Genomic DNA, 12,131 nt, shown 5'->3' on the forward strand with positions numbered 1-12,131 from the left:
TCTCCCTCCATCGCTTGTTGCAATGGAGAGAGCGCGAGAGCGCGTGTCACTTCGCGGGCGAGTTCTCGTCCACCCAGAGGTCTTCGACGTTCTGATGGGTCAGCTCCGTCGCGTTCAACTGTATCCCCTTGAGCCACGGCTGCACGGCCATGACTGCCTTGTTGTAGTTGAAGAACCAGACCGGCGCCTCTTCATAGAGTAAGGCGTTGGTCTTTTGCAGCAGCTGACCGCGCTTTGCGACGTCGTCGCTCTGCCCGGCCTCATCGACCAACTTGTCGAACTCGGCATTTTTGAAGTTCATGTAGTTGCAGGCCGATTGCGGCGTCGACGAGTGGAAGCATTTCAGCGCCGCCTGCGGATCCGGGCCGGTCGCCTGGGAATAGACGAAGGCCTGGTAGTCGCCGCTGCGAATCACCTCCGCCAGCACCGCGGTCTCGACCTGCTTGACCTTCGCCTTGATGCCCACTCTATCGAGCATCGGAATGACGGCCGTAACGATCGGCAGGCCCCAGCTTTCATTCTGGCTGGTGGTCCATTCGAATTCGAATCCTGAGGGATAGCCGGCGTCGGCAAGCAGCTGCTTGGCCTTGGCGGGATCGAAGGCGTAGGGCTTCATGGCCTTGTCGTAGGCGGGAGAGGTCAGCGGCAGCCAACTGGTGGCGCGATAGGCCTTGCCTTTGACCAGCTTGTTGATGATCAGGTCGGTATCGATCGCGTAGTTGATCGCCTGCCGGACGCGCTTGTCCGCGAACGGCTTGAATGCGGGATTCATCCCCATGTAACGCGTGAAGACCTCGGCGACTTCGACGATGGTGCCCTTGAGGTCGGCGTCGTTCTGATAGGCGACATACTGCGCAGGTCCCAGCACCGAGGTGTCGATTTCCTTGTTGCGGAAGGCGACATCGCGTGCCGCGGCTTCACCCATGACCGACACGATGACCTTGTCGGCGTAGGGCTTGCCGGCCTTGTAGAACCGGTCCCACCGCTCCAGAACGATGCGCGATCCCGGCACGTGCTCGACGAATTTGAAGGGTCCAAGACCGATCGGCTTCTGAAGGTAACTTTCCTTCGCGGCCTCGTCGGCGGGATAGATCGACGTCAGCGCGTTGAAGAAGTAGAAACCCGGGTCGACTTTCTCGGTCAGCTTCATCTCAATAGTGAAATCGTCGATCTTCTTGAGGCCGGAGATGTCCTTGGCCTGGCCCTTCTCGACCGCGGCCGCCCCCTCGATCACGCGGACAAAGCGCGCGCCGGGATAGGCCTTGGTGCCGTCCATGATGCGGTTGTAGGACCAGATGATGTCGTCGGCCGTCATCTTGCGGCCGTGGTGGAAATAGGCGTCGTCGCGCAGCTTGAAGGTGTGGACGAGACCCCCGCCCGAGACCAAATCCTCCTTGGCAAGCTCGAGAACCGGCTTGCCCGCAGCGGAGTCCCAGATGTAGAGCGACCGGTGCAGAGCCTTGGCGTAGATCTCGTCCTGGGCGCGCTGGGTGGTGTGAATGTCCAGGCTGGTGAAACTCGAGCCATAGGGCGCGGTCATGCGGATGGTTCCGCTCTTGCGCGGGGTCTGGGCCTCTGCCGTGGCGGCGAGCGTCAGTCCCAAACCAGCAACGATCGCCATCATCCTGAACGTCATGTTTCCTCCGACAATGCAGGCGTGCTCCGATCAGCGAGTTGATCATTCGCAGCATGTCGAGCGCAAGCTCCTTGAGGGGGCGTATGCGAATGTAGCGCTCGCGAGCTCCCGATTTGTGAGTCCGCGCCCTAGCCGGTCGCAAACTCCGGCTGCCAGTCGCGCAATTTTTGCGCCGCAGCGGCAACATCGGCGATCGCTGGAAACGCCCACGTCTGCACCATCATAGCCCTCGCCAGCCGCACGGCGCGGGCCTCGCTGATCGCCCGTCTGCGCGGATCCTCGATCAGCTCGAAATCGATATTGTGCGCGAGGCCGAAGATGCGGCGGATGGTCTTTGCGGCGGCAAAGCCGACCGTGTCGGCGAACAGACGCTGCATGTAGGCCTGCCGCTCGGCTTCCAGGCGTACCGCGCCCTTCTCGCCGGCGAAGAGCGAGACCGGATAGGCGTCGCCGGCGGCGCCCGCGCGCCAGAGCTCGAGGAATTTTCGCGCGAACTCGCTCCAGACCTGCTCCACCGTCTCCAGCACCCAACTCTCGAACGCGATCCGCTCGCCCGGCGCGCGTTCGTGGCCCGCTGACGCAAAATAGGCCATCAGCAAATTGGCCAGCACGGCGCCGACGTCGAACCCCATCGGGCCGTAGAACGCGAATTCGGGATCGATCACGCGGATCTGGCCCTCCGTCACCATGATCGAGCCGGTGTGGAGATCGCCGTGGAGCAGCGCCTCCGGGCTTGCCATGAACTTCAGCTTCAGCCGGGAGATCGCAACGTGCAACTCCATGTCATCGCGCAATTCAGCAGCCAGAGCATCGAGATAGGGCACGGTCCAGCGGTTCTGCTCGGCGATGCGATAGGGATCGGTGAAGATCAGGTCTTCGGTGATCTTGCAGAGCGCATGGTTGCCGGCAAACGCCGCGATGCCCTCCTTCTTCTCGGCGGCGGAAAGCGCGAGGTCGGAGGTGAAGAACAGCGTCCGCGCCATGAAGGTGGTGATGTCACCGGCGAAGCGCGGGTACTGCGTGCCGGCGACCATCCCTTTGCGCATGATGATGTGGGGCTCGAGCAGCTCCATCACCGTCAGCGCCAGTGTCTCATTGTGATGCAGCAGGCCCGGCACGAGTCCGGGGGCGAGCTGGGCCTGCCGGGACAAAGCCAAATGTTCGTAATGGGCCCGCGACAGCGGCAGCGGCCAGCTTTCGCCGACGAGCCGGACATAAGGCAGTGCCTGTTTCACGGCGACACCGCCGCGGCCGCCCTTGACGATGAAGACGAGATTGAGATTGCCGTCGCCGACTTCGGTGATCTCCCAGGCGGCGGGCTCGCCGCCAAGGAGCGCCTTGAGGTCCGGAACGCCTGCGAGATAGTCCCGCAGGACCGCCTCATGCAGAATCCGGTAGTCTTCCGCCTTCCCCTCGGTCATGACGATCCCATCCCATGCCTGGCATGGCCGGATCGCTACTCCCGCTCCAGGAAGCTCGAGCCGATCTCGGCCTTTCTTTTGATCGGATCGTAATCGCAATAGACGCTGTCCGCCACCAGCGTGTAGCTGGCGCTCACGGTGTATTTGTCTGTTTTGACCGAGTTCAGCCCGATGACCGAGGTGCTCTTGCCGCCGTTCCATTTGAACGGCGTCGAGCTCTTTGCTTGCTCGCAGGCCATCACGGCTTCATTGAAGACGTAGCCCTCGACGAACGCCTTCAGCGTCCGGACCTGCACGGCCATCTTCCACTCCAAATAGCCAATGCCGCCAAGGCCGGCGACGATCAGCACCAGAAGCGCGATGACCATCCTCTGAAAAGTCATTCGTTCCCCCCAACAACGACGCAGACAAAATTCTAAGCAAGTGACGAGACTAAACAAGGTCTGCCGAGGTGCTACACCTCTCCCGAAGGGCTAAGGCGTGCACACATCTTTCGGCCGTTGGTCAGCATCAATAGAAAGCGCAAGTCTTTTCAATGATAGCTGACCGACCGCTCTTTGGGCGGTTCCGAAACCTGGGGTCATCTAAGTCCCTGTATTAGATTCCGTTTTTGAGATGTGTGCATGCCTTAGCCCGAAGGGAGAGGTCGGATCGCATCGAAAGATGCGATCCGGGTGAGGGGTTACAGTCTCACCGCCTACTGCGGCCCCTCACCCGGATTGCTGCGCAATCCGACCTCTCCCCTCCGGGGAGAGGTGAAACTAGAACGGCATTCCCATCAATTTCGACAGGCGTTCGATCGAGAGATAGCCTGCGTGATAGGCCGCTATGCCGATCCCGTAGATGATCGCCGAGATGATCGTGGTCCAGATCAGCTTGCCTCGCATCCGCGTCAGGATCGGCGCGCCGGGATCGGTGCCTGGCGCGCCCACGCCGTCCTCGTGCTGGCTACGCACACCGAACGGCAGCGTCAGAAACAGCGCGACCCACCAGATGACGAAGTAGATCGCAACCGCGGTCGATATCTGGATGGCCATGGGGCGGCCCTATGCCTGCTCGATTTCGACCAGCGCGCCGGAAAAATCTTTCGGGTGCAGGAACAGCACCGGCTTGCCGTGGGCACCGATCTTCGGCACGCCGTCGCCGAGCACCCGGGCGCCCTCCCTCACCAGCGTGTCGCGCGAAGCGATGATGTCGACCACCTCGTAGCAGACATGGTGGATGCCGCCGTCGGCATTGCGCTCGAGGAACTTTGCGATCGGCGAGGCCTCGCCGAGCGGCTCGATGAACTCGATCTTGGTATTGGGCAGCGTCGCGAACACGGTGGTGACGCCATGCTCGGGCAGCGCCACGGCCTCCGAGATCTGCGCCCCGAACGCCGCGCCGTAGATCTTGGCGGCCTTGACGGCGTCCTTGGTCGCGATCGCGACGTGATTGAGCCGGCCCAGCATGGTTCTCTCCCCTGGAGCATGATCCGTTTCCGACCATGCTTGAACGATTTAGACTGTCAGGACATGTACCAGACAGAGGGGCTTTTTACCCCAATGTTCGTTGATGACGGCCCGCACCGCGCGTCGCACCGACTCGGCCAGCGCATCCGCATCGCGGCGGCGCGCCTTCGGCAGGCCCTCGATCGTGGAGACCACGGCGTCGAAGACGAGATCGTCGAAGGGCTCGCCGGCCCTGTTTTTCTCGGGAATGCCGACGAGATCGACCTCGGGATCATCGACCAGATCGCCCTGCTCTGTCATCGCCACCGCGACGAAGGCGCAGCCGGAGAAGGCCATGCGGCGGCGCTCGATCACGGCGCGCGATTTGGAGTCCTCCAGAATCGTGCCGTCCTTGTAGAGACGACCCGAAGGCACCTGGCCGACGACGCCGGGATCGCCGGGGCCGAGCTTGACCAGATCACCGTTGCGAACGACCAGGACGCGCGGCACGCCGGCGGCGCGCGCGAGCTTGGCGTGCTCGTGCAGATGCAGGGCCTCGCCATGGACGGGAATCAGAAGCTGCGGCTTTACCCAGGAGATCATGTCGCGCAATTCGTCGCGGCGGGGATGGCCGGAGACGTGGACCAGATGGTCGCGGTCGGTGATGATTTCCACGCCCTGAAGCACCAGATTGTTCATGATCGAGCCGACGGCCTTCTCGTTGCCCGGGATGGTGCGCGAGGAGAAGATCACGCTGTCGCCGCGGTTGAGCGTGATCTCGGGATGGTCGTCGTTGGCGATGCGCGCCAGCGCGGCGCGCGGCTCGCCCTGGCTGCCGGTGCACAGCGCCAGCACCTTGTCCTGCGGAAGGTGGCCGTAGATCTCGGGCGAACGGAAATTCTGCACGCCATCGAGATAACCGGTCTCGCGCGCGACCTGCACCACGCGCTCCATGGCACGGCCGACCACGACCACCTCGCGGTCGGAGGCCTTGGCCGCGGCGGCGACGGCCTTGATGCGCGCGACGTTGGAGGCGAAGGTCGTCACCGCGACGCGCCCCTTGGCGGCCTTGACCAGGTCGATGATGGTTCGCGCGACCTCGGCCTCGGAGGGTGAGCGGCCGTCACGCACTGCGTTGGTGGAATCGCCGATCAGGGCGAGCACGCCCGCCTCGCCCAGTTCGCGCAGCCGCTTCTCGTCGGTCGGCCTCCCCAAGGTCGGGGTCGGGTCGATCTTCCAGTCGCCGGTGTGCAGCACCGTGCCGGCTGTGGTGTGGATCGCCAGCGCGTGCGCTTCCGGGATCGAATGCGCGACGGGAATGAACTCGACGTTGAACGGGCCGATATCGACGCGCCCGCCTGACGGCACCACCGTCACCGGGATCTTCGGCGCATTGCGCTCGGCGGCGCATTTGGCCTCGAACAGTGCGGCGCTGAACTGGGTCGCATAGATCGGGCATTTCAGCTTCGGCCAGAGATCGATGATGGCGCCGAAATGGTCCTCATGGGCATGGGTCAGCACCAGGCCCATCAGGTTCTTGCGTTCCTTCTCCAGGAAGCTGATGTCGGGCATGATCAGGTCGATGCCCGGCAGATGCTCCTCGTCGCCGAAGGAGACGCCGAGATCGACCGCGAGCCAGGCGCGCTGCTGGCGATTGCCGAGGCCGTAAATCGACAGGTTCATGCCGATCTCGCCGACGCCGCCGAGCGGCGCAAAGACCAGTTCGTCAGGTTTCGCCATCACGCAGCTCCCACGGAGGCGGCCGAGCCGAAGAACACCTCGCCGGCCGCCACCGGCAGGCGTCGGCCGTCAACAGTGCGGACAATCAGGCAGCCGTCATCGTTGATGGTGTCAAAAATGCCTTCGAGCGTCACTGTTCCGGTGTGGATCGCGACCTTCTCGCCAAGACCGGCGGCGCGCTCGAGCCACAACTTGCGGATCTCGGCAAAGCCGCGGCCGTTGTCCCAGATGCCGCGGAATTCCACCCAGGCATCGGACAGCGCGGAGAACAGCTCCTCCGCGCTGATCTGGACGCCGAGTGCGGCCAGCGACACCGCGGGCGTCGGCGTGCCCTCCGGCGCAGCAACCACGTTGGTGCCGATGCCGACCACCACGGCAAGGCGATCGCCGACGGCTTCGGCTTCAAGCCCGATGCCGACGAGCTTCCTGCGGCCGGCAAGCACGTCATTTGGCCATTTCAGGGCGTATCGGGGACGGTCGGGTCCGAGCCGCAGGGCGGCCTCGATGCTGACCTTCTCAAGGGCCGCTTCCTCTGCCAGTCCAGCCGCGAAACCGATCGTGGCTGCAACGGCAGGCGCGACGTCGACGATCTCGAGGACGCTGGCCGCGAGATTGCCCTTCGGCGCGATCCAGGCGCGCTGGCGGCGGCCACGGCCGGCGGTCTGCTCGGACGTGACGAACCACATCGGGCCGCGTTCGCCGCGCCTCGCGTGCTCGATCGCCTCGGTATTGGTCGAGCCGGTCCGTTCGAAAGCCGCGAGCTTGTAGCCCGCCGACCGTGCGCGAGAACCGAGCGCGAACACCATCCTAGAACAGCGACTTGGCGGCGGCGGAGGCGACGCTCACCACCGGGCCCGCAAACAGGGCGAACAGGATGTTGAACAGGCCCGCGACCGCCAGCACCGTCCGCACTTCGATGCGCACCGGGTCGACCTGGCCGGCCGGCTCGTCGAAATACATCGTCTTGACGATGCTGAGATAGTAGTAGGCGCCCACCACGCTGGTCAGCACGCCAATCACGGCGAGCGTGAACAGGTTCGCCTTGATCGCGGCGACGAAGACGTACCATTTGGCGAAGAAGCCGGCGAGCGGCGGAATGCCGGCGAGCGAGAACAGCAGCATCGCAAACATGAAGGCGAGCAGCGGATTGGTGCGCGAGAGACCGGCGAAATCGCTGATCTGCTCCACGGCCTGGCCGTTGCGCTTCATGGCCAGGATGATCGAGAACGAGCCGAGCGTCATCGCGACATAGATCACGATGTACATCAAGACGCCCTGCGCGCCCTCGACCGTGCCGGAGGCCAGGCCGACCAGGGCAAAGCCCATGTGGCCGATCGAGGAGTAAGCCATCAGGCGCTTGATGTTGGTCTGGCCGATCGCGGCGAACGAGCCGAGCGCCATCGAGGCGATCGCCACGAACACCAGGATCTGCTGCCACTGCGAGACGATGCCGGGGAATGCGGTGAGCGTGACGCGGGTGAAGACGGCCAGCGCGGCCACCTTCGGCGCGGAGGCGAAGAAGGCGGTGACCGGGGTCGGAGCGCCCTCGTAAACGTCGGGCGTCCACATGTGGAACGGCACGGCCGAGACCTTGAAGCAGAGACCGGCGAGGAGGAAGACCAAACCGAACACCAGGCCGACATTCGAGACCGTCGCGGCCGACGCGATTCCGGTGAAGCTGACGGTGCCGGTGAAGCCATAGACCAGCGAGGAGCCGTAGAGCAGCATGCCCGAGGACAGCGCGCCGAGCACGAAGTACTTCAGGCCGGCTTCGGTCGACTTGGCGTTGTCGCGGTTCGAGGCCGCCACGACGTAGAGCGCGAGCGACATCAGCTCGAGGCCGAGATAGAGCGAGATCAAATCGCCGGCCGAGATCAGCACCATCATGCCGAGCGTCGAGAGCAGCACCAGGATCGCGTATTCGAAGATGCGGCGCGACGGATCCGACAGGAACTCGGTCGACAGCACCAGCGTCACGGCCGAGCCGATCAGCGCCAGGATCTTCATGAAGCGGGCGAAATCGTCGACGATGAAGCTGCCGCCGAACGTCACCTGCTTGCCCGCGGGCTGCGCGTAGACGAGCACGCCGACCACGACCAGGAGCAGGACCGCCAGCGAGGTGACCGTCTTGGTGGTCGCCTCTCCGCGATAGGCTCCCAGCATCAAGAGTGCCATGGCGCCGACCGCGAGCACGAGCTCGGGCACCACCGGCGCCAATTGATAACCTGCAGTCTCAAAGCTCATGGCGATATCCTGACCTGCCCGCTCACTGGAGCAGTGCGGCGGCCTTCACGGCCGTCACAGCGGTGTTGTAGTTGTTGACGAGTTGCTGGACCGAGGCCGCCGACATGTCCAGCACCGGCTTCGGATAGATTCCGAACAGGATCGTCAGTGCGATCATCGGGAACAGCATCAGGCATTCCCGGAAGGTGAGGTCCTTCATGCTCATCAGCGACGGCTTGACCAGCGCGCCGAACACGACCTTGCGGTAGAGCCAGAGCGCATAGCAGGCCGACAGGATCACGCCGAAGGTGGCGAAGAACGCGGTCGGGATCGAGACCTTGAAAGTGCCGAGCAGCGTCATGAACTCGCCGACGAAGCCGCTCGTGCCGGGTAGACCGACATTGGCCATGGTGAAGACCATGAAGGTCAGCGCGTAAAGCGGCATCCGGTTGACGAGGCCGCCATAGGCCGCGATCTCGCGGGTGTGCATGCGGTCGTAGACGATGCCGACGCAGAGGAACAGCGCGCCGGAGACGATGCCATGCGAGATCATCTGGAACACGCCGCCGGCGACGCCCTGCATGGTGCCGGCGAAGATGCCCATGGTGACGAAGCCCATATGCGCCACTGACGAGTACGCGATCAGCTTCTTCATGTCCTCCTGCATCAGGGCGACCAGCGAGGTGTAGATGATGGCGATGGCCGAGAGCGTGAAGACCAGCGGCGCGAAGTCGTGCGAGGCCAGCGGGAACATCGGCAGCGAGAAGCGCAGGAAGCCGTAGCCGCCCATCTTCAGCAGGATCGCAGCCAGCACCACCGAGCCCGCCGTGGGCGCCTCGACGTGGGCGTCGGGCAGCCAGGTGTGCACCGGCCACATCGGCATCTTCACCGCGAAGGACGCGAAGAAGGCGAGCCACGCCCAGGTCTGCAACGAGCGCGGCACGGCGGTGTGCATCAGGGTCGGGATGTCGGTGGTGCCGCCATTCCAGTACAGCGCCATGATGGCGAGCAGCATCAAGACCGAGCCGAGCAGAGTGTAGAGGAAGAACTTGAACGACGCGTAGACCCGGCGCGGACCGCCCCAGACGCCGATGATCAGGAACATCGGGATCAGGCCGCCCTCGAAGAACAGGTAGAACAGCACGAGATCGAGCGCCGAGAAGGTGCCGATCATCAGCGTTTCCAGGATCAGGAACGCCATCATGTATTCGCGGACGCGGTTGGTGATCGCCTTCCAGCTCGCAATGATGCAGAACGGCATGATGGCGGTGGTCAGGATCACCAGTGGCAGCGAAATGCCGTCGATACCCATGTGGTAGGTGATGCCGGTGGCGAGCCAGTTCGCCTTCTCGACGAACTGGAAGTCGGCGTTCGACGGGTCGAAGCGCATCACCAGCAGCACCGACACTGCGAAGGTGATCAGCGTGGTCCAGAGCGCGATCCAGCGCGCATTGCGCCGCGCCGCCTCGTCATCGCCGCGGCTGAGATAGACGATCAGCGCACCGACCAGCGGTAGGAAGGTCGTGACCGAAAGGATGGGCCAGGTCGTCATTTACTGGCCTCCAAGGCCGAACATGAACCAGGTGATCAGGCCGGCGGCACCGATCAGCATGGCGAACGCGTAGTGATAGAGATAGCCGGTCTGGATCTTCACGACGTTGCGGGTGACGTCGAGTACGCGGGCCGAGATGCCGTCGGGGCCCAGGCCGTCGATGATGAAGCCGTCGCCCTTCTTCCAGAGCTGGTAGCCGATCCACTTCGCCGGACGGACGAAGATGAAGTCGTAGAGCTCATCGAAGTACCATTTGTTGAGCAGGAACTGGTACAGCATCGGCTGGGTGTTCGCGAGCTCAACCGGCAGATACGGCCGGCGGATGTAAAACAGGTACGACACCAGGAAGCCCAGCACCATCATCACCGTCGGCAGGACGGCGATGGTCTCGGGGATGTGGTGCATCTCCTCGATGATGTGCGGGTTCATCTTCACGGACTCGCGGAAGAACTCCTCGATGCCGTGGCCGGCGAACAGTTCCTTGAACGGGAAGCCGGCCATGATGGAGCCGACCGCCAGCGCGCCGATCGGGATCAGCATCCAGATCGGGGCCTCATGCGCCGCCTCAAAGTGCTGCTCGTCATGCGGCTCGCCATGGAAGGTCTTGAAGATCAGGCGCCAGGAGTAGAACGAGGTCAGGCCGGCGGCGATGACCGTCATCAGGAAGCCGTACATCGCGAACGGATTGTGCGCGGCGTAGGCGGATTCGATGATGGCGTCCTTGGAGAAGTAGCCGGCGGTGAGCGGGAAGCCGGTCAGCGCGAGCGTACCGACCACCATCACCGCATAGGTGTAGGGGATCTTGCGCCACAGGCCGCCCATGTTGCGGATGTCCTGCTCGTGGTGCATCGCGTAGATCACCGAGCCGGAACCCAAGAACAGCAGCGCTTTAAAGAAGGCGTGCGTGAAGAGGTGGAACATGCCGACCGAATAGGCGCCCGCCCCCATCGCGACGAACATGTAGCCGAGCTGCGAACAAGTCGAATAGGCGACGATGCGCTTGATGTCGTTCTGGACGAGGCCGATGGTCGCGGCGAAGAACGCGGTGGTGGCGCCGAAGAACATCACGACGGCCTGCGCGTTCGGCGCGAGCTCGAACAGCGGCGACAGGCGCGCCACCATGAACACGCCGGCGGTGACCATGGTCGCGGCATGGATCAGCGCCGAGACCGGGGTCGGGCCTTCCATCGCGTCCGGCAGCCAGGTGTGCAGCAGGAACTGCGCCGATTTGCCCATCGCACCCATGAACAGCAGCAGGCAGGTCAGGGTCAGTGCGTCGGCGTGCCAGCCGAGGAAGTCGATAGTCTTCCCGGTCAGGCTCGGAGCTGCATGGAAGATGGTCTCGAAATCGGTCGAGCCGGCCAGCATGAAGATTGCGAAGATGCCAAGCGCGAAGCCGAAATCGCCGACGCGGTTGACCACGAAGGCCTTGATCGCCGCCGCGTTCGCCGAGGGCCTCTGGTACCAGAAGCCGATCAGCAAATAGCTAGCCAGACCCACGCCCTCCCAGCCGAAGAACAGCTGCACGAGGTTGTCGGCCGTCACCAGCATCAGCATGGCGAAGGTGAACAGGCTGAGATAGCCGAAGAAGCGCGGCCGGTTCGGATCCTCGTCCATATAGCCGATGGAATAAAGGTGCACGAGCGAGGACACAGTCGTCACCACCACCAGCATCACGGCGGTGAGCGTGTCGACCCGCAGCGTCCAGTAGACCTGGAGGTCGCCCGAGAGGATCCAAGGCAACAGCGGGATGCGCATGTCGTGGTGCATGAAGCCGACATCGACCAGCGTCATCCAGGACAGCGCCGCCGACACGAACAGCAGTGCCGTCGTGATCAGCTCCGCGCCGCGCGAGCCGGCCGCCGGCGGCTCGGATACGTGGTGGTCGTCGTGCCCGTCGCCAGGCTCGTGATGGGTCTCGCGGATGACCGAGGCATCCTCGTTGATCGTATCGGCCGCATGGGCGTGCGCGCCATGGCCGTGATCGTCGTGATGCTCGACCGTGTCGCCCGAGGGGTTGCGGGCATGCGCGCCGAACAGCGCGATCAGGCCAGCAAGGATGGCGCCCAGCAGAGGCAGAAAAACGATTGCCTGGACCATGACTTATTTCTCTTTACGCATGATTTGAC

General features: G+C 63.7%; 10 protein-coding genes. All 10 read right to left on the reverse strand.

The window, feature by feature from the left end; all coding sequences use genetic code 11:
- Positions 1-46: 46 nt before the first annotated feature.
- The gene (locus tag IVA80_RS13250; protein WP_247430170.1) at positions 47-1,636 is read right to left on the reverse strand and encodes an ABC transporter substrate-binding protein; all 1,590 of its coding nucleotides are present in this window, start codon (positions 1,634-1,636) and stop codon (positions 47-49) included.
- A 128-nt stretch (positions 1,637-1,764) separates the two neighbouring features.
- On the reverse strand, positions 1,765-3,057 hold the full coding sequence (gene mtnK, locus IVA80_RS13255; RefSeq protein ID WP_247430173.1) for an S-methyl-5-thioribose kinase: 1,293 nt from the start codon (positions 3,055-3,057) through the stop codon (positions 1,765-1,767).
- A 35-nt stretch (positions 3,058-3,092) separates the two neighbouring features.
- Positions 3,093-3,440 (reverse strand): hypothetical protein, encoded by a 348-nt coding sequence (locus IVA80_RS13260; RefSeq protein ID WP_247430176.1) that lies wholly within the window; start codon positions 3,438-3,440, stop codon positions 3,093-3,095.
- A gap of 378 nt (positions 3,441-3,818) precedes the next feature.
- Complete coding sequence (locus tag IVA80_RS13265) at positions 3,819-4,094, reverse strand: DUF1467 family protein (RefSeq protein WP_247430178.1); 276 nt, start codon at positions 4,092-4,094, stop codon at positions 3,819-3,821.
- 9 nt (positions 4,095-4,103) lie between these two features.
- Positions 4,104-4,508 carry a methylmalonyl-CoA epimerase gene (mce, locus tag IVA80_RS13270; protein WP_247430187.1) on the reverse strand — a complete coding sequence of 135 codons (405 nt, stop codon included), beginning with the start codon at positions 4,506-4,508 and terminating at the stop codon, positions 4,104-4,106.
- A 48-nt stretch (positions 4,509-4,556) separates the two neighbouring features.
- Positions 4,557-6,227 (reverse strand): ribonuclease J, encoded by a 1,671-nt coding sequence (locus IVA80_RS13275; RefSeq protein ID WP_247430189.1) that lies wholly within the window; start codon positions 6,225-6,227, stop codon positions 4,557-4,559.
- Positions 6,227-7,033 (reverse strand): biotin--[acetyl-CoA-carboxylase] ligase, encoded by an 807-nt coding sequence (locus IVA80_RS13280; RefSeq protein ID WP_247430191.1) that lies wholly within the window; start codon positions 7,031-7,033, stop codon positions 6,227-6,229. The genes IVA80_RS13275 and IVA80_RS13280 overlap by 1 nt, the downstream gene beginning before the upstream one ends.
- A gap of 1 nt (position 7,034) precedes the next feature.
- Positions 7,035-8,471: an NADH-quinone oxidoreductase subunit NuoN gene (nuoN, locus tag IVA80_RS13285; RefSeq protein ID WP_247430201.1), complete on the reverse strand. Its 1,437-nt coding sequence runs from the start codon at positions 8,469-8,471 to the stop codon at positions 7,035-7,037.
- Positions 8,472-8,493: 22 nt separating this feature from the next.
- Positions 8,494-10,002, reverse strand: coding sequence for an NADH-quinone oxidoreductase subunit M (locus IVA80_RS13290; RefSeq protein WP_247430203.1), 1,509 nt, complete (start codon positions 10,000-10,002; stop codon positions 8,494-8,496).
- Positions 10,003-12,102 carry an NADH-quinone oxidoreductase subunit L gene (nuoL, locus tag IVA80_RS13295; RefSeq protein WP_247430206.1) on the reverse strand — a complete coding sequence of 700 codons (2,100 nt, stop codon included), beginning with the start codon at positions 12,100-12,102 and terminating at the stop codon, positions 10,003-10,005.
- Positions 12,103-12,131: the final 29 nt, after the last annotated feature.

The sequence above is a fragment of the Bradyrhizobium sp. 139 genome, from assembly GCF_023074175.1.
Taxonomy (GTDB): domain Bacteria; phylum Pseudomonadota; class Alphaproteobacteria; order Rhizobiales; family Xanthobacteraceae; genus Bradyrhizobium.